Consider the following 19,142-nt stretch of genomic DNA (forward strand, 5'->3'; position numbering starts at 1 on the left):
ATTTTGAGAAAATAAAACGCTAAAATTGTTGGTTATCAATCAAATTTTTTGAAAGGTTAAATCATGTTCTCTAAAGCGTCTTTGGAAATGCTGGATACGGTTGCCCGTTTAGGCAGTTTCACCGCTGCGGCTGAGGTATTGCATAAAGTCCCCTCAGCCATCAGCTATGGAGTAAGGCAGGTCGAGCAAGATTTAGATGTGGTGCTGTTTCGACGTTTACCAAGGAAAGTCGAGCTAACTCCAGCAGGTGAACTTTTTATGGCCGAGGCGCGCTCTTTGCTGCGTCAAATGGAAGAGGTGAAAGCACAAACGCGGCGAGCGGCTCAAGGATGGAAAAGCACGTTAAAGCTGACCTTAGATAACGTGGTGAAGTTAGAAAAACTCAAACCTTTGGTGGAAGATTTCTATCGCGAGTTTGAATTTGCTGAATTGCAGATCAATATGGAGGTCTTCAATGGTTCTTGGGAAGCCATAGCACAAGGTCGAGCCGACATTGTCGTTGGCGCGACATCTGCGGTTCCCGTTGGGGGAGATTTTGAAGTCAAAGATATGGGCGTATTAGATTGGGCATTTGTAATGTCACCCGCTCATCCTTGCGTTCGACAACAAGTGCTTACTGAAGCGTTTGTGAGTCAATTTCCGGCGATCTGTCTTGATGATACTTCGAACGTGCTGCCAAAACGCCATACTGGCCATTATCCGCAACAACGCCGATTATTATTGCCCAATTGGTATAGTGCGATTGAATGTTTAAAAAATGGGGTGGGCGTGGGTTACATGCCACGTCATATTGCAACACCCTTAATCAATGATGGTGTGCTGGTGGAGAAGGTCATGCCGGATGATAAACCGCTCAGTCACTGCTGCTTAGTATGGCGCAAAGATGATAATCATAAATTGATCCAGTGGATGGTGGACTATCTTGGGTCGCCTAATCAGCTACATAAAGATTGGTTACAGTCATAAAAAACACCTCGCATTAGCGAGGTGTTTTCATTGATATGTTTAAAATGTGGCGTTTTATGACAAGAAAAACTTATACGATGGGTTGTCTGTCTCGTCTTTGCATTGATAGCCAAGTTCACGTAAATGTGCAGAAAACTGAGCTAAATCGCTTTCATCTAACTCGAAACCACATAAAACGCGTCCGTAGTCAGCGCCGTGGTTACGGTAGTTGAACAAGCTGATATTCCAATGAGTACCGAGTGTGCTTAAGAACTTAAGTAGCGCCCCAGGATACTCTGGGAATTCAAAGCTGTAGAGGCGCTCTTTAAGCGGCTTAGACGGCTTACCACCAACCATGTAGCGCACGTGCAGCTTCGCCATTTCATCATCAGACAAATCAACCACTGGGTAGCCACCATCACGTAAGTCGCGAATGATATGTTCTAGCTCTTCCTGACCGCCTTGCAAACGCACACCGACAAAGATATTTGCCAATGAGTCATCGTTGTAGCGGTAGTTAAACTCTGTCACGGCACGGCCGCCAATGAGATTACAGAACTCAAAGAAAGCACCTTGACGCTCAGGGATGGTGACGGCAAGCAGACCTTCACGTTTTTCACCAAGCTCGCAGCGTTCAGAAACATAACGCAGACCGTGGAAGTTGGTGTTTGCGCCAGACAATACCGTACCTAGGTTTTTGTCTTTCAGCTTGTTCTGTTCAGCAAACTTCTTCAAGCCCGCCAGAGCAAGCGCGCCAGAAGGCTCTGCAATCGCACGGGTGTCTTCAAAGATGTCTTTTACTGCTGCGCAGATTTCATCGCTAGAGACTGCAATATGGCCATCAATGTACTTTTGGCATAGACGAAACGTCTCTTCACCAATGCGTTTTACTGCAACGCCATCGGCAAACATGCTGACCTGGTCTAATACTACTGGTTCACCTGCATCCAATGCCGCTTTGAGGCATGAAGAATCTTCTGGCTCGACCGCAATCACTTTGATTTCTGGCATGAGCTGCTTCACGAGTACTGCAACACCCGCAGCCAAACCGCCACCACCGACAGGAACGAAGATGTAGTCAAGGTGACCATTTTGTTGCAGCATTTCCATGCCGATGGTGCCTTGACCAGCAATCACCAGTGGATGATCGAACGGTGGGACAAAGGTGTACCCGTTTAACTCGGATAGACGCTCTGCCTCGGCTTTGGCCTCATCAAAGTTACTGCCGTGCAGCACCACATTGCCACCAAAGCTGCGTACCGCATCGACTTTGATGTCTGGTGTGGTTTTTGGCATCACGATAGTGGTCTTAATGCCAAGCTTAGTACCAGAAAGCGCCATGCCTTGTGCGTGGTTACCTGCCGATGCTGCAATGACACCAGCGGCTTTTTGTGCTTCAGATAAACTCGCCACCATGTTGTATGCACCGCGCAATTTGAACGAGTGTACGGGTTGGCGATCTTCACGCTTGATTTGCACATTGTTGCCAATACGAGCAGCAAGGCGAGGCATCTCTTGCAAAGGTGTGACAGTCGCGACTTCATACACAGGAGCACGCAAGATCTGGCGCAGATAATCTGCGCCAGTTTGGTTCACTTGTTTTTCGGGTTGAGCTTCCATCATTGCTAGCCCTCTAGCTTCGACTTGTCTCGTACTGCACCCTTGTCAGCACTGGTTGCCATACTCGCGTACGCTTTGAGTGCAAATGAAACTTCACGTTGGCGGTCAACTGGTTTCCAGCCTAGTTCGTCTTGTTTTGCACGGCGCTCAGCAAGTTCTTGTTCAGACACTTGGAGTGAAATTGAACGGTTTGGAATATCAATTGCGATCATATCGCCTTCTTTTACCAGACCAATTGCACCGCCGTTTGCTGCTTCAGGAGAGGCGTGACCGATTGACAGACCTGATGTGCCGCCAGAGAAACGGCCGTCAGTCAGAAGTGCACACTCTTTGCCAAGGCCCATCGATTTTAGATAAGTGGTTGGGTAAAGCATTTCTTGCATGCCCGGACCACCTTTAGGGCCTTCGTAACGGATAATTACCACGTCGCCAGCTTTTACTTTGCCACCCAAGATGCCTTCTACGGCGTCTTCTTGGCTTTCAAATACTACGGCTGGGCCAGTGAATTTATGAATGCTCTCATCCACACCAGCAGTCTTAACGATACAACCATCTAATGCGATATTGCCTGATAGAACGGCTAGGCCACCTTCTTGGCTGAAAGCATTGTCTTTGGCACGAATACAACCTTCAGCGCGATCATCATCAAGTCGATCCCAGCGACAATCTTGTGAGAATGCTTGTGTAGTACGAATACCTGCAGGACCTGCGCGGTAGAACTTGAGTACTTCTTCGTCTTCAGTTTGGATGATGTCGTATTTCGCCAGCTGCTCTTTCATCGAAAGGCCAAGCACGGTGCGCGCATCATTGTGTAGAAGACCTGCACGGTCAAGCTCACCAAGGATAGCCATTACACCACCAGCGCGGTGCACGTCTTCCATGTGATATTTCTGGGTAGATGGTGCCACTTTACATAGGTGTGGTACTTGGCGTGATAGGCGATCGATATCTTCCATATCGAAATCCACTTCACCTTCTTGCGCCGCGGCAAGTAGGTGCAAAATGGTGTTGGTTGAGCCACCCATTGCAATATCCAGTGCCATTGCGTTTTCGAAGGCATCAAACGTAGCGATGTTGCGAGGCAGTGCTGATTCGTCATCTTGCTCGTAGTAACGACGAGTCAGTTCAACGATGCGACGACCTGCATTAAGGAACAGCTGTTCACGGTCTGCGTGCGTCGCCAGCATAGAACCGTTGCCCGGCTGAGAAAGACCCAGGGCTTCTGTTAGACAGTTCATCGAGTTTGCGGTGAACATGCCTGAACACGATCCACACGTTGGACATGCGCTACGTTCGATCTGCTCACTTTGCTCATCAGACACTTTTGGATCCGCGCCTTGGATCATCGCATCTACAAGGTCTAGTTTGATGATCTGATCAGAAAGCTTGGTTTTACCCGCTTCCATTGGACCACCAGAAACAAAGATAACCGGGATGTTGAGACGCATAGATGCCATCAACATTCCCGGAGTGATTTTGTCACAGTTAGAGATACATACCATGGCATCGGCACAGTGCGCGTTGACCATGTACTCCACAGAGTCTGCGATCAGTTCGCGTGAAGGCAGTGAGTACAGCATGCCGCCGTGACCCATTGCGATACCATCATCAACCGCGATGGTGTTGAATTCTTTCGCAATACCGCCAGCTTTTTCGATTTCGCGTGCTACAAGCTGACCCATGTCTTTCAGGTGTACGTGACCCGGAACAAATTGAGTAAACGAGTTTACAACGGCGATGATTGGTTTACCGAAGTCTTCTTCTTTCACACCCGTTGCACGCCACAGTGCTCGTGCACCCGCCATGTTACGACCATGTGTGGTGGTAGCTGATCTATATTTTGGCATTTCCTAATCCTTCTTACTTCTGTTCTGGGTACACATAGTCTAACCAGCCCCACTTATCTTCCGTGGTGCCGTCAAATAGGCCAAAGTAGGCTGCTTGTAGTTCTTTAGTGATAGGGCCGCGCTTACCAGTGCCCACTTCAATCTTGTCGATGGTTGCCACTGGTACAATCTCAGCCGCAGTACCTGTCATGAAGACTTCATCGGCAAGGTAAAGGGCTTCACGAGCAATGTTCGCTTCACGGACTTCGTAGCCTTTATCGCGTGCAATTGTCATGATCGAGTCGCGAGTGATGCCCGGTAGAATCGCGCTAGTTGCTGGTGGTGTGGTGATTACGCCATCTTTGATAACGAAGATGTTTTCACCAGCCCCTTCCGATAGGTAACCATCTACGCTTAGCGCAATACCTTCGTCGTAACCGTGACGACGCGCTTCACCACCAACCAGTAGTGAAGATAGGTAGTTACCGCCTGCTTTAGCTGCAGTTGGGATGGTGTTTGGCGCAGCGCGGTTCCAGCTTGAAATCATCGCATCGACACCTTTTTCTAGCGCTTCTTCGCCTAAGTAAGAGCCCCAAGGAAATGCTGCAATGATTAGATCCATCTCAGTGCCAACTGGTGGACATACGCCTAAGCCAACATTACCGACAAAACCCAATGGACGAATGTAAGCGCTGTCGAGTTTGTTTTGGCGCAGTGTTTCGCGGGTCGCTTCCATGATTTCTTCTACAGAGAAAGGGATCGGAAAGCGGTAAATCTTGGCAGAATCTTTTAGACGTTGTGCATGCTCACGGTGACGGAAGACAATTGGGCCTTTTGGTGTGTTGTAACAGCGCACGCCTTCAAACACGGATGTACCATAGTGCATTGCGTGAGTCAGAACGTGAACGTTCGCCTCTGCCCATGGAACCATCTCACCATTAAACCAAATGAAATCTGCAGTTTTCGTTGCCATTTGTTGCCTTCCTTATGCACTTACGTGTTGTTGTAAGTTGTGATTTGGCAGTTCATCGTTGCGGATTTTTAGCACCTCAACCTTACGAACGTCCCACAACTTCTCTATTTGATTGATCAAAAACGAGATTGGTCGATCGCTGTCGACGATGATCTCGACGCTGGCTACTTTGCTTTCGTGGTTTTGCGTAGCAGCGACTTGTTTGATCACGAAGCCTCGGTGACGAATCACACGTAGAACGCGCTCCAACAGTACCGGTTTGTCATCGGCTTTGATGTCGAGTAAATATCTGTCCATGCGATTGTCTCCTATGTATTTTCCAACATATCACTGTTTGATGCGCCAGGTGGCACCAATGGCCACACGTTTTCTTCTTCATCAATCAAAACGTGAAGCATGTAAGAAGTTTCACTCGCTAGCATCTCTTTGAGAGCAGGTTCGACTTCTTCTTTCTTGGTGATGGTTTTGCCCGGGATATCGAACGCTTTTGCTAACATCACGAAATCTGGGTTGTCATCAAGAATGGTTTCACTGTGGCGACCGTCAAAGAACAATGACTGCCATTGGCGAACCATGCCAAGACGTTGGTTATTAAGAAGGACAATCTTCACTGGAATCTGACGACGCTTCAGCGTGCCCAATTCCTGAACGTTCATCATAAATGAACCGTCACCTGTAATAAGGATAGACTGATCATCAGGACGTGCGACTGCAGCACCCATCGCCGCTGGCAAGCCAAAGCCCATGGTGCCAAGGCCAGCAGAAGTGATGAAATTTTGTGGTTCGCGTGGCTGGATATGTTGCGCTGCCCACATCTGGTGCTGACCGACGTCGGTCGAGACAATTGAGCTATCTGGCATCATGTCAGACAGCTGTTTAAGCAATAGCGGTGCGTAGATTAACTCGCCCGGGTGGTCGTAACGCCACTTAAAGCCGCTGCGCAGACTTTCACTGTGATGAACCCACGGTGAGATATCTTGAGTCAGTTCTAGCTGAGGGAGAATGGTGTTGATGTCGCCACGTAATGGTGCGTTGGCGTGGCGCAGTTTATGAATCTCCGCAGCATCAATGTCGATGTGAATCACTTTCGCATTTGGTGCAAACGTATCGAGCTTACCCGTCACACGGTCATCAAAACGCGCGCCAACCACAATCAATAGATCAGCTTCTTGAACCACTAGGTTGGCGGCTTTGGTGCCATGCATACCCAACATACCAAGATAGTGGGGATCATGGCGTTCAATGGTACCGAGGCCTTTTAATGTGCTAACTGCAGGCATTGGGTTTAAGCGAAGAAATTCGCGTACTGCATCGGTTGCTTTCGCAAGTTGCACGCCACCACCAACATACAACACTGGGCGAGTAGATGCTGCCAGCACATCTTGCGCACGTTTGATATCTTCAGCGCTGACATCTTCGATTGCTGGTGCTATGTATGGAGGAAGAAGGTCTGTGGGTGCTTGAGCGAGTTGAACGTCTTTGGCGATATCGACAATGACTGGACCCGGACGACCGGTTTTTGCGACCTCAAAGGCTTCGGCAAGTGTCGGAGCTAGATCTTCAATTTCGGTCACGAGATAGCTGTGCTTAGTACAGGCTAGGGACATTCCGATCACATCCATTTCTTGGAATGCATCGGTACCGATATGAGAGCTAGCAACCTGGCCTGTGATGGCAACTAGAGGTACGGAGTCAAGGAAAGCGTCGGCAAGGCCGGTAACAAGGTTAGTGGCTCCTGGGCCAGAAGTTGCCATGCACACAGCAACGTCTTGAGTGGAACGAGCCATCCCGATAGCTGCCATAGCGGCCCCTTGCTCGTGACGGCATAGGATGTGTTCCACCCCACCGTCATACAAAGCATCATAGATTGGCATGATGGCCCCGCCGGGGTAGCCAAAAACGGTTTCGATGCCTTGCTGTCTTAAAGCGGCTACGACAAGTTGTGCACCAGTCATCGTAAACCTCCTTTGCTACGTTGTGGCTCGTAGCGATTGCCATATTTATTGCACTTCATGTGCACTCCCATTCTTCCCGTTAAACTGTCCGAGGGTTAGACAGATGACAACTTGTAGTTGTAAAAAAACCCCCGGACTTTTCAGTGCGGGGGTTTTTTGTAATTTGTGGTTACCTTTCGCCCACAATACCCCGCGCGGTGCCAATAATGACCACGATAATCAGGGCTAGCAGTGCGTTGATATGAGCGAAAAGGTTCATCTGTCTGTCGTTCTTTTTTCGTTAAAAAATGTTGTGTAATGTTCTACGAAATTGTTTGCGTCATTAGTGGTATCACACAATTCCGCTGCATGACAAGCAAAAAGTCATTCTTTTTTCACATTAACTCTCAATTGGGACGCGGTATATAACATAACCAACTAGATAAAACATTTGTTTACAGAGTGTTCAAAAAAATTGAGGAACGTATGGGGCTGGCAATCATTCATAGTCGAGCAAGCGTCGGGGTGCAAGCGCCATCGGTTAGTGTAGAAGTTCATATCAGCAATGGCATGCCAGGGTTTACTATTGTTGGCAACATTTACCTTATTAATAAAGTAATGAATTTAAGGTCTCTTCGGGTTCAATAATGAGTGACTATATAGAAGTGGCAACAATGGAAATAGTGGCAACTATGGCAAGACGGCGTAGTTACAAGACTGGGATACAGAGGATTACTACCTTAGTTATTGCATAAAGGAATGGATTTGGCTTTATTGATGGATCTATATGATATGGTTGGCTTTTATTCTCTGATATGATGCTGGTTTATTATTAGATATGGAATTCATAAATGACAGAAACAACGAATGATGACAAAGCACAAAACAGCGGGTCGGATAAGGATGGCTCTCCAAATAAAAAGTTCCTATGTAGGTGGTTAAGTAACTTTTGGGGCTCGCTTGTTGATACAGTATTTAGCTCCGTCTTTCTAATTTTGGGCTCATTGGTGGTGCTGGCATGTTTGGATAATGCTCTTAACCTAAACCAAAATATAACGAAAATCTTCAATGAAGCGATTGGTGAGTTAACACTTCTAATAGTGCCATTTCTATTGGGCATTGCGTCAGCAGCTTATCTGGTCAGTTCTAGTTGTAATAAATTGAGCTGGGCTAAGGTGAGACTATTCAATTTAATGTCTGGGTTACAAAGCCTAATAACCAGTATCGTAGGGTTAATGGTAGCTAAAATGCTATATTTTACTCATAAGTTACCTCATTCATCGGTTCTGCTTATTGGCATTGTTTCGATAGTGTTAGTGGCTTTGTTTAGCACCATCGAAGAAGAGTTTAAGGCTGATGAAAAAATAGTTATTGGCGGATTCGCATTTTTTACCTTGGTCATTTTTGGAGTTCTTACCCGAACAGCAGTATAGATACGTTAGCATCATGCTCCCACTAACCGTCTTTTGTGGCTTTTAATCGGGAGTGTGTGCTCTATCTACTAACCAGAAAATGTAGGTGTTACTCCCTATTTTTAGCCTTAGTTACGGTAGAAAAAGTAGGTAAACATTTGAAATGCAGTGTCGGGGTATGTGGGGGATGTACACACACTAGTTTCCCAAAAGGGGGAAGCCCGCATACTGAAAACGCTGTTATTAGCCTGTAAAAACAGAATAGATTTATCAATGATCACTCAAGTAGTTTGTTGATTGCTTGTCTTTATCTTGGTTATCAATCAATCGAAGCTGGTAGAAAAGGATTGGAAAAGAGTTAATCACTGAAAAGTAGATTAGATACATCAAGTTTCAAAAAGGACTAAGTTTTCTTTGAAGGAAAGCGTTTGAAAATGCTCGCGGTAGAAGTGAGTGTTTCTATTTAAACTTACAATCTAGAATCCCCCCTCTCCCCCCTTCAAAGCAATCTATCAGGCACGATTCTGCACCTAGAATTGTTCGTTTAGACCTTGCCCTAGTTGAACCTTTTTGTAATACACCGAAACAGTTCGTTTAGGGTTGGGTGTTGTATTTATGAACTTATTTCGTTTAAGATCTTAAATGTAATACGAACTAAACGTCATTGGTGAACTCATGTTAATTGGTTATGCGCGTACTTCTACAGTTGAACAAGAAGCAGGACTAGAGGCTCAAATCAGAGAGCTAGACAAACTTGGTGTTGATAAAGCTTTCTCTGAGCAAGTGAGCTCTGTCGCTGAGAGGGAAGTGTTACGAGAGTGCATTGATTACTGTCGTGAAGGAGATACTTTAGTTGTCACTAAGCTAGACCGTCTTGCTCGTAGCGTTGCTAATCTCTGTGACATTCAGAAGCAACTGGAAAGCAAGGGTGTAGAACTTCGTATTGCTGATATGGGGCTAGATACTGCAACACCACAAGGCAAGCTAATGTTGAATGTGTTTGGTGCAGTTGCTCAGTTTGAGCGTGAGGTTATGCTAGAACGTCAACGAGAAGGCATTGCTAAGGCGAAAAAAGAAGGTAAATACAAAGGTCGTAAACCTACCAGCGATGATGTGAAAGATCAGGTAAAACAGCTGCTAGAACAGGGCTCAAAGCCTTCTGAAATAATGTCTATCACTGGTATTGGTAAAACTACTTTCTACAAAGTTAAGCGTGAAATCCAGCCTTAGCCGATGAAAGTTAGTGGATTAAAAGTAGGTCGGCTCGTCGGCTATAAACACACAAAAAGTTGTTAAATTGTACTCTGGAGTTGTGGCACACAAACAAGTTTAGTGTCTTGCCAAATACAACCAGAACCCTATAAAGGCGTCCTAGTGGGCGCTTTTTTTGTGCCTGAAATTCAGAAAAGGTAAGGAAAAAGTGTCACAGATTAGCTAGTTACTTCGTTTACAAGAAGTAGGAAAAGGTAAGAAAAAGCTGTCACAAATCAGCTGCTTACTTTGTATATAGAGATAAGGGATAAGAGAAATATTGATTAGAAACAATCATTTCTTCTTTCTCTGTCTCTTAAATCTTTAACTCTGAAAATAGGAGGTTCAGTTGGATGATTAGAGCATCAAGAGCAACCCGATATACACGGCAAAAGAAAGCAGAGTGTGATCGTGAGTTGTTGAAAAACAAAGAAGTTGGAATTAACCAGCGAGTAACGATAGACGAATTTGGTGACAAAGTGCCAGTTCATAAACACGGAGGTAAAACACAATGAGAGTTCATGTATGGGATGAGTTCAAACAGGATGTGATTGATACCGCTGAGTCGCAAGGCGTTAGCACAACAATTTTCATCAATCGTTTAATTAAGAAGGAACTAAAACAGAATGCCAAGGGAGGCACAAACTATGAGACTACTAAGCGCAATAAGCGAAGCAACACACCAAATAGCCATTAATCAATCGCTACTTAGGAATACTATTTTGAAGTTAGATGATGCCCCTGAGAAGGCTCTAATCAAAGCGTTTCAGAGTAAGTATGTCTATTCTCGTGAACATCGTGGTTTTCTGGATGTAGAGGACAATTACAAACCTTATCAGCGTTCAGATTTAAACCACTGGGTAGAAAGTACAGGTTGGTCTGTTGTTGTTGGTAAAGAGTGTCGTCCAGTCGATGCAGTCTTAAAAACAATGATAGAAAAAGCTAATACAGAAGATGGCTTTTTGTCTGTACATGATCTTTGTTTTGAACCAGAGAGAGGGTTGATACATAACAAGAACGCTTACAACTATCTGAACTACTGGCAACCTGTGGCTTTTGCACCAATCGAGCCATTGCCAGAAGAAATGACAATGTGGGATGAATACTTGTTGTTTCTAGCTGGTGGCAGTGAGAGTAAACGGGAGCTTATTGAGAGGTGGGTAGCTAATGCTGTTCTATTTCCAAGGCAGCGTAGTTTGTTTGCAATGTTGCTGTATGGCGAGAGCAAAGGCACTGGTAAAGGGACGCTTCAACTGGCTATGGATAAGCTTTTGGGCATCTACACATTGAAACCAGAAGACCCAGTTAACTTCGTAACTGGACGGTTCAAAAGTGGCTTAGAAGGTAAGACATTGTGTGTTTTTGATGAGGTCTACTATGACGGTTTTGGGTTTGCCAATCACCTAAAACAGATGATAACAGAACCAAATTTCTGGGTTGAAGCTAAGGGTAAAGATGCCAAGAAGATTGATAATCATGTTTCTATTCTTGCCACCAGCAACAGGTCACAGCCAATTTGGGTTGAGGCAGGGGATAGGCGATGGATGTGTATCAATGTTGAATGGAACAACCCTAGGCAGAATGGCGACCATCCAGATAACAGTGAGCAAGGTCATTTAGTTCAGAGGGTTAGGGATTGGATTGAAACTGACAGCAAGGTTGAAAGCAAATTGCTGTGGTTATTACAGAAAGTAGATTTGAGTGGCTGGGATCGATTCACAGCACCAGATACGCCTGAGAAGTTATTACTTCAAAAAGGCAGCGTTAGTAACAATGAGGACTGGTTCAAGACAGGCTTCGATGTTGGTGAATGCCTTGTGGTTAAGCGTTCGATTGTCTGGGAAGGTAAAAGAATCGGCAAGGCTGAACAGATGCGAATAATGGTGGGTCACGGTTACACCGAAGTTCAGAAAGAATGGAAGTTACCTCAAGGTCGAGGCTCTGATTGGATGATTACACCAAGGGGATATGAGGTCGGTATCCGTCCTGAAATGAGTGCGCCAGATGTGGCGAATCTTATCCGAGAGCATGGGGGTGAAGATTATGACCGACCGTTCTAATGCTTTAGATGAAGGAATCAGTGGGTTGGAAACTGGTCGGCTGCTCGGCTCGTCGGCTGAGACGGTGCTCACTCCTCAAGATGGCATCGATGCAGTTGCCGCTTTTATCAACGCTCATGGTACAGAAGTCCATGAGTGCGAGTACACAGGTTGTAATCACTGGAATGGTGAAAACCGTCCAATGTGGAGTCATGAAGGGGTGCGTATGCCCCTTTATCGCTGGGTATGTTTGGCTGTCAACAAAGAGACAATTCAAATAGGTGAGCAGCGTGTAGCTAGGCACAAATGCGACAATGGAAGATGTTTTGCTGCTGCACATCTACATTGGGGAACAAGGGGTGAAAACAATTCGGATAGGGCTTTGAAATAGCTCTATCTATTCTAAATATACAAACGCAGGAAGCGTTTAAGAAATTACAGGGAGTAATGAATGTTAACTAATAAACAAGCGGTAGCGGCTATTGAACAGCTACGATTAGTGCTTGATTTACATGAGAACGTAGATGTTTTGGCTGAGCTAGATATTGCTCTAAGTGCTGAGTGGGTTCAGTTAGAAGATCACCCAAATTATGAGCAGAACCAAAGGACTAAAGCTGTACGTAACATCATGACGAGACGAGTATTAAAGTCTGACAACAAGGGTTATGTGAAGTGTAAGAGTCGTCTAGGCAAATGGAACAACATTAAGGCTAAACCGTAAAGATGAAAGGAAGCACCACAATGGCTAGTTGTAGTGCTTAATCTTATAGGGCTTGAACTAAAAGGGGGTGAGTGTTACTGCAACGTATCTTCGTTAGCAGGCTTCTGGTCGAACTCCAACTTTTGAGCGGGTTGTTGATTCGAAAGAGGCATATACTCGACAAAGTACCAGTGGAAAAAGTCTGCGCTACGCGGGAGACCCGGTACTTTGAAACATTTGGCTTCAAGCCCGTATTTCTGTAATTGCTTGTTCAGGCGTACGCGATATTGAGCGATGTTAGTTACACCAGTCAATTCGGACAACTTGTCAGATTGGATACCTGCCTGATTGTGGATGGCAGAGATCATAGTCTTGAAAGCAGGGTTTGAGACCTTGGTTTGAAGAATTGCTTCTTCTTGGTCGGTCAAAAACTTAGGTGTGTACCCATAGTGAGCAGGCAATAGGATTGTTTGTGACTTTAGGGTAGTCACAGAACCACTGTTTAAATAAGGCATAATAGCCCTCCCAAATTTGTTTCTAGACTTTTTGTCTAGGTAGAAGTGAATGTCAGGCGAGAGCCACTCACCTGTTAAGAGCAAAGCGTTTTGTTCTTCATATCATTTAGTAGCCCCATGTATTTAGCCCAAATACACGTCAAAAAATATGAATAGCAGTGCTCATACTTAATAGCTTGCCATAAGTATGGGTTCTTTGTCAAGCTTTTTTTTGGACGCAAAAAGCCCGCCGAACTTGGGAACGGCAGGCTTAGCTTATTTTAAGTCGAAATGCTTCTACTCATCCGACTGGTTATCCATTGTTACTCGAAGGGCTAATTCGTGTAACTAACCTTAAAACATCAAGGGGCTAGCTTGATGCTTAGTACACTTGAAATAGTAGACTATCCCGAGTGTCGTATTAGAATTAATTGTTCTGAGGAACGCAGAGAATATGCTGGTGTAGCATTATTACTACAGCGCTCGGAAACTAAAATAATTTGAGTTGTTCTTTAGGTCAACTAGTTTACGAGGCGCGTATGATACGGATTTGATTTGGCATTGCAATACCAAAAATTAAATAATTAAATAACGTGTACAGCGCAATTAGACGTTACAAATGCACTAACCTAAATCCAACTATTAAAAATTAAACTATAGCCCTTAAAATCGCATACAGCGCGTTTTAGGAGATGTCAAAAAAACTTTACCAACTTGATTGGAATGTGATTTGTATCACACTTTTGATTTCCAGTATAAGTTTTCGTGGATAAGTTTCAAGCTCTTTCTATCTATTGCATATGTTAATTGGTTGCATTCAACTGTTATCTCAGAGGCTGATTTCAAATTATGGATTCTCAGAAAGTTGAATACATCCTTAAGGCTCCTATTCAAAGTTACTCGGTATTCGCGGATTAGTTCTGGGTCGGTACAATTAGGTTTCTTGTCGTTAACTTCCATTTGAAGTGCGTTAGCTACAAGCTGCTGTGCCTGCTTAAATCCGATTCTTGGAGTTAAAGTAACTTCTGCTTGTTGCGCTTTGGTTTCTTCTAGTTCTTCTTTTAATTGCATGATCTTCCTGTCTCGATTTTCCATATGCTGAATGGCAATGTGACTGGTAAGGTTTTTCGCAATCTTCATTAACTGGTTTAGGGCTTGTTCTTCTTCTTTGATTTTTTCCTCAATAGATGAAATTGAATCTCCCTGTTTACTAGTTTCCGTGGTCATATTGATGTGGTGTTGGAAGTTTTTAGGTAATAGATACTGCTCAATGATGAACTTGTGCATGAACTCAATGCGGATAGGTCTATTTGTGCAGTTCTTCTTCTTGAACTCACGACAAGTTAAGTATTTGAGGGTAGGACTTTTGTTGTCGTAGTACATCGTAGCCCCACACACACCACACTTTGCAACTTGATTGAATACGTTGGGAAAGGTTGTCTTTCTTCCTGCTGACTTTGGTTTCGAACGTTCAGCTTTACGGCTCTGAGAAAGATAGAATGTACTCTCATCAATTATTGATGGGTAGTAATCACTGATGGGCGTATTAGTAGAAGTTCTGCCAATGTTCGGTGTGTATTCTCCAATGACAGCTTTAGAGTTAAGAATACGGCAGATTGAAGTGTTAGACCAAGAGCCACCTTTTGGTGAGGGGATCTTTTCTTCGTTGAGTTTTCTTGCAATACCGATAATCCCGTGACCATTAATCGACATTTGGAAGATTCGACGGACTGTTTCAGCATTTTTCTCAATGACTGTGTATGTGCGCTTGTCCTTATTGAGCTTTAACCAGAAAGGAGCAAGGCTAGTCCTATTGGTGGTAGTTGGGTTTGCTCGTTTGTTTGCCCAAGCAGCTTTGATACGTTCTGATTTAGTCTTAGATTCGTTGTGAGCACGCTCCATTACAGCGAGGGATATGATTAGGTCTGTAGTTTCTGATTCGCTGCTGTAAGTACGGTTGTCGATGAGAGTTACTACTGTGATTCCGTATTCGATGATGTTTAGTAGTTGGCGTAGTGCTGTTTGTACTTTTGCGCGACTAAGGCGGTCTAATGACTCCACCAGCAAGAACGAACCACTAGGGATGACACCTTGTTCCAAGGCTTTAAGGAATTGCCCTAATCCATTGTCTTCGTTGGTGTTTGCTGAGTTGAATGCAGATACGCCAAGGTCAGTAAAAGATTGTTCTGAGAGCGTTAAAGAGTGCTTCTGACAATACTCTTGGGCTAACTTGGTTTGTCTTCTGAGGCTGTCGCCTTGTGCTTGGATTGCACTGGAAAAACGGATGTAGGAGTATGCGGTTGGAGAGCGTAGCGATACGAGAGGTCGTATGGTGTTCATGATAGCAGTACCTTTTAGTTAACTTGGACTGCTTCCGGCATTATAGAAATAGAGTTGAGTAGGTCAATTACTATTTGTTGTGAAGCAGAAAGGTAAATGCTACCGACTATTACCTTAGTAGGCTTGCCAGAGACAACGGTAAAAGAGTCCAAAGATCGCGTACGCAGTGCGATCATTAATTCTAACTTTCAATTTCCTGCTAAGCGGATCACCGTGAACTTGGCTCCGGCAGATCTACCCAAGGAGGGAGGGCGTTTTGATCTTCCTATTGCATTGGGAATTTTGGCCGCTTCGGAGCAAATCGCGACAGATAAGCTCAAAAACTACGAATTTGTTGGTGAGTTAGCGTTATCTGGTGGTCTGAGACCTGTAAAAGGTGTGCTGCCTGCTGCGCTGGAAGCCAGTAAGATTCAACGTCATTTGGTCGTCCCACATGTGAATGGCGATCAGGCGGCGCTGGTGGGGAAGGAACAACATAAATCGGCCCAATCATTACTGGAAGTATGTGCCGAGCTTTGTGGTCAACATCGACTGAATCTTTTTCAAACGCCTAAGCGAAAAACGATCGAAAAACATGGTCGAGACTTACAAGATATTATTGGCCAACAACAAGGTAAGCGAGCACTGGAGATTGCTGCCGCTGGAAACCACAACTTACTTTTCCTTGGCCCGCCAGGTACTGGAAAAACGATGTTGGCTTCGCGTTTGTGTGACTTATTACCGGAAATGAGTGATGAAGAAGCAATGGAAACCGCTTCGGTGGCATCGTTGACTCAGAGTGAAATTAATGAGCATAACTGGAAGTCGCGTCCGTTTCGTTCTCCGCATCATTCAAGTTCAATGGCGGCATTAGTCGGCGGTGGTTCGGTACCCAGACCAGGGGAGATCTCTTTAGCCCACAACGGGTTATTGTTTCTCGATGAAATGCCCGAATTTGATCGTAAAGTTCTGGACTCGTTACGCGAACCGCTCGAATCTGGCGAGATCATTATCTCTCGAGCGCAAGGTAAAACACGCTTTCCGGCTCGCTTCCAATTAGTTGGAGCATTGAACCCAAGCCCGACAGGATATTACGAAGGCAATCAAGCGCGCACCAATCCACAAGCTATTTTGCGCTACCTTGGTCGATTATCTGGACCACTGTTAGATCGCTTTGATATGTCTTTAGAAATCCCAGCTTTGCCCAAAGGGACATTAGCAGAAGGAGGTGATCGTGGTGAGCCGACTGCTATCGTAAAAGCGCGTGTGAGCCATGCGCGTAACAATATGCTAAACCGCAGTGGTAAGGTCAATGCACTGCTAGGTAGTCGAGAAATTGAGGCGTTTTGTCCCTTGCATAAGAGTGATGCTGAGTTTCTTGAAACCGCTTTGCATCGTTTAGGGCTCTCGATTCGTGCGTATCATCGTATTATCAAAGTGGCGCGAACAATCGCCGATCTGGATGGGGCGGAGCAAATTGAACGAACGCACTTGGCCGAGGCGCTTGGGTATCGAGCGATGGACCGTTTACTGAAACAGCTTACGGCGCAAGCGGTATAGACAGCAAAGTCTCATCGCAACAAGTGTTGTGAGCGCCTTGTTGCGATGAAGGACGTTAGAAGGTGTAGTTGAGACCAAGCGACAACAGGTACTCTTTCTCCTCATAAAACGTGATATTCGAGTCAGTTTGGCTATAGCCGGCTAAAGAAATGAACGACCAGTCTTGCCAGTCAAATACGTTTTGATATTCGTAGGCCGCAAATAGGCTAATGGTGTCGTCATTTCGTGTTTTAGCAAAAGTTTGGCTAGCTGCTTGATAGTCTCTCCATGCATAACCCGCGGTGAGGGCCAATCGATGGCGGTTGATAAATTTAAACCAGCTAATGTCAAATCCATACGAATCAAATGACTCCGCTTTACCGTCGGCATCTTGATTGATGTAGGTGAAAGCGGGTTGCAACATAGACGTTTGGTTGAGTGGAATGCGATAGTCGCCTTTGACATAGTAAAGGTTAGCATCGCGAGCAAGTGAGCGGTCTGTCACTTCCTCCTGCTCGATGTCTTTATCAGCATAAGCAAGATCAAGGTTGAAGTTCTTATCAATTAACCCTTTGATCTGAAAGCGATACGCATTGCCGTCAACATCCGTCTCTTTACGTGCGGTTCCTACTTGATAAGGGTTGCGCCAAGTTTCGCCTTTGAGTACCGTCGGCAGATAGGAAACATCGAGCACGGTGCCAGATTGTAGCTCGTGTTGATAGCCCAACTGAAAAGCGAGTGTACCTACGGCGACATCTGAGCGTGTGGTACCGGCGTAAACTTGGTGGTTGAGTCGGCTACCAAAGGTGTATGTCACACTCCCTAGCGGTGCAGCGATAACGGAACTGTCACTATCGGCACGCTTATCGAGAGAATCGATGGTGTTACTATTTTCTGTATTGAAATTGGATTCTGATGATATGAATCCGGCATTCAGCGAAATTTCACCGCCAAAACCCGCGGTTTCAGCGAGTTGAGCCTGAGCAGAACTGACGATAAAGGCCAAAGGCAAGAGAAGTAGCCTTGGTTTCATTCGTTATCTCCTTGTTGTCGAATGAGTGGTGCACATATTGGTTGCGGTAACAAATCTGACCATTCCCACGCATGTTCCAATGTGGCAAAGGCGCAGTATAATTACACGCTGTTTTATTCTTCACACATTATCACTGTTGTTTGACTATCATGTTGGCATATTTGTTATTTTTTTTTAACGCTTCTTTTGTGATTCTCAATTCTGCGGTTTGTTCACTCGCAATTTGTGTTATCGCTGTATTTAAAATATTGCTTCCTGGCGTAAAGCTAAAAGCACTAGCGACCGCTTGTGCCAATAAGGTGATGTGGTTATGGGCTACCGTTAATGCGTGCATTCTGGCGGTATCTAACCGTGTTGAGTGGGATGTTCAGGGCGGTGAAGCGCTTAAAAAAGACGGGTGGTATCTGCTGATCAGTAATCATCTCAGTTGGACAGATATTGTTGTGCTTTGCTGCGTATTTAAAGACCGTATTCCCATGCCGAAGTTTTTCCTCAAGCAACAACTGCTGTATGTGCCTTTCATCGGGATGGCGTGTTGGGCGCTCGATATGCCATTTATGCGTCGCTATTCGCGAGAGTATCTGATCCGCAACCCTCATAAGCGAGGTCAAGATTTAGAAACGACACGTCGCTCGTGCGCTAAATTCAAACACACTCCAACCACAGTGGTTAACTATGTCGAAGGAACCCGATTTACCGAAGAAAAGCAGCGTAAGAGTAAAGCAAACTATCAATATTTGCTGCAACCAAAATCGGGAGGGATTGCGTACACGTTAGCGGCGATGGGGGAACAGTTCGAGAGCATTATCGACGTTACGTTGGCGTACCCAGAAAATACGCATAAACCGTTCAAGGATTTATTGATGGGCCGCATGAGCAAGGTGGTTGTGCGTGTAAATGTGTTACCCGTTGATGAAAGAGTGCTTGGTGATTACTTCAACGATAAGCCCTATAAGCGACAATTTCAGCAATGGTTGGGGGATGTGTGGCAAGAAAAAGATCGGTTACTACAAGAGATTTACAAATAAACAAAAGGGGAGCGACGTGTTCCCCTTTT

At 45.2% G+C, this 19,142-nt stretch carries 16 protein-coding genes and 1 pseudogene; 9 read left to right on the top strand and 8 right to left on the bottom strand.

What is annotated here, in order from left to right:
• The first annotated feature begins 63 nt into the window (after positions 1-63).
• Positions 64-966 carry a DNA-binding transcriptional activator PunR gene (punR, locus tag NL626_RS20855; RefSeq protein WP_005378948.1) on the top strand — a complete coding sequence of 301 codons (903 nt, stop codon included), beginning with the start codon at positions 64-66 and terminating at the stop codon, positions 964-966.
• A gap of 54 nt (positions 967-1,020) precedes the next feature.
• Here the strand turns inward: punR and ilvA are convergent, their stop codons facing one another.
• Genes ilvA through ilvG form a run of 5 tightly spaced genes read right to left on the bottom strand, consistent with a single transcriptional unit; the run spans position 1,021 to position 7,319 of the window.
• A complete protein-coding gene (ilvA, locus tag NL626_RS20860) occupies positions 1,021-2,568 on the bottom strand; it encodes a threonine ammonia-lyase, biosynthetic (RefSeq protein WP_253657697.1) in 1,548 nt (515 codons plus the stop codon).
• Between the two features lie 2 nt (positions 2,569-2,570).
• Positions 2,571-4,412, bottom strand: a complete 1,842-nt coding sequence (gene ilvD / locus NL626_RS20865) for a dihydroxy-acid dehydratase (RefSeq protein ID WP_053308105.1) — start codon at positions 4,410-4,412, stop codon at positions 2,571-2,573.
• A 13-nt stretch (positions 4,413-4,425) separates the two neighbouring features.
• Positions 4,426-5,364: a branched-chain-amino-acid transaminase gene (gene ilvE, locus NL626_RS20870; RefSeq protein ID WP_005378953.1), complete on the bottom strand. Its 939-nt coding sequence runs from the start codon at positions 5,362-5,364 to the stop codon at positions 4,426-4,428.
• A gap of 12 nt (positions 5,365-5,376) precedes the next feature.
• A complete protein-coding gene (gene ilvM, locus NL626_RS20875) occupies positions 5,377-5,661 on the bottom strand; it encodes an acetolactate synthase 2 small subunit (RefSeq protein WP_005378958.1) in 285 nt (94 codons plus the stop codon).
• An 11-nt stretch (positions 5,662-5,672) separates the two neighbouring features.
• The gene (gene ilvG, locus NL626_RS20880) at positions 5,673-7,319 is read right to left on the bottom strand and encodes an acetolactate synthase 2 catalytic subunit (RefSeq protein WP_005378960.1); all 1,647 of its coding nucleotides are present in this window, start codon (positions 7,317-7,319) and stop codon (positions 5,673-5,675) included.
• Between the two features lie 830 nt (positions 7,320-8,149).
• On the opposite strand from ilvG, the gene NL626_RS20885 reads away from it, so the two are divergent.
• The 6 genes from NL626_RS20885 (at position 8,150) to NL626_RS20910 (ending at position 12,721) form a co-directional block, all read left to right on the top strand.
• Positions 8,150-8,731, top strand: a complete 582-nt coding sequence (locus NL626_RS20885; protein ID WP_025555720.1) for a hypothetical protein — start codon at positions 8,150-8,152, stop codon at positions 8,729-8,731.
• A gap of 654 nt (positions 8,732-9,385) precedes the next feature.
• Positions 9,386-9,940 (top strand): recombinase family protein, encoded by a 555-nt coding sequence (locus NL626_RS20890; protein WP_205391064.1) that lies wholly within the window; start codon positions 9,386-9,388, stop codon positions 9,938-9,940.
• Between the two features lie 532 nt (positions 9,941-10,472).
• Entirely contained in the window at positions 10,473-10,658 is a 186-nt protein-coding gene (locus NL626_RS20895) for a hypothetical protein (RefSeq protein WP_205391063.1), read from the top strand.
• Positions 10,659-10,683: 25 nt separating this feature from the next.
• Positions 10,684-12,021, top strand: a complete 1,338-nt coding sequence (locus tag NL626_RS20900) for a primase-helicase family protein (protein ID WP_253657698.1) — start codon at positions 10,684-10,686, stop codon at positions 12,019-12,021.
• Positions 12,005-12,391 (top strand): hypothetical protein, encoded by a 387-nt coding sequence (locus tag NL626_RS20905; RefSeq protein WP_139047276.1) that lies wholly within the window; start codon positions 12,005-12,007, stop codon positions 12,389-12,391. Before NL626_RS20900 ends, NL626_RS20905 begins: the two co-directional genes overlap by 17 nt.
• Positions 12,392-12,451: 60 nt before the next feature.
• Positions 12,452-12,721, top strand: coding sequence for a hypothetical protein (locus NL626_RS20910; RefSeq protein WP_205391061.1), 270 nt, complete (start codon positions 12,452-12,454; stop codon positions 12,719-12,721).
• Positions 12,722-12,795: 74 nt separating this feature from the next.
• Here NL626_RS20910 and NL626_RS20915 read toward each other — a convergent pair whose 3' ends face one another.
• Together NL626_RS20915 and NL626_RS20920 are read right to left on the bottom strand one after the other, a co-directional pair.
• Complete coding sequence (locus NL626_RS20915; RefSeq protein ID WP_025555715.1) at positions 12,796-13,215, bottom strand: hypothetical protein; 420 nt, start codon at positions 13,213-13,215, stop codon at positions 12,796-12,798.
• 714 nt (positions 13,216-13,929) lie between these two features.
• Positions 13,930-15,534, bottom strand: coding sequence for a recombinase family protein (locus NL626_RS20920; RefSeq protein ID WP_205391060.1), 1,605 nt, complete (start codon positions 15,532-15,534; stop codon positions 13,930-13,932).
• A 111-nt stretch (positions 15,535-15,645) separates the two neighbouring features.
• Here NL626_RS20920 and NL626_RS20925 point away from each other — a divergent pair.
• Positions 15,646-17,073, top strand: a pseudogene (locus NL626_RS20925) (YifB family Mg chelatase-like AAA ATPase); the annotation flags it as partial.
• Positions 17,074-17,128: 55 nt separating this feature from the next.
• Here the strand turns inward: NL626_RS20925 and NL626_RS20930 are convergent.
• Positions 17,129-18,085, bottom strand: a complete 957-nt coding sequence (locus NL626_RS20930; protein WP_253657699.1) for a DUF2860 domain-containing protein — start codon at positions 18,083-18,085, stop codon at positions 17,129-17,131.
• Positions 18,086-18,234: 149 nt separating this feature from the next.
• On the opposite strand from NL626_RS20930, the gene NL626_RS20935 reads away from it, so the two are divergent.
• A complete protein-coding gene (locus tag NL626_RS20935) occupies positions 18,235-19,113 on the top strand; it encodes an acyltransferase (protein ID WP_064376860.1) in 879 nt (292 codons plus the stop codon).
• Positions 19,114-19,142: the final 29 nt, after the last annotated feature.

The organism is Vibrio sp. Y58_MX_L22 (assembly GCF_024181865.1).
GTDB lineage: Bacteria > Pseudomonadota > Gammaproteobacteria > Enterobacterales > Vibrionaceae > Vibrio > Vibrio alginolyticus.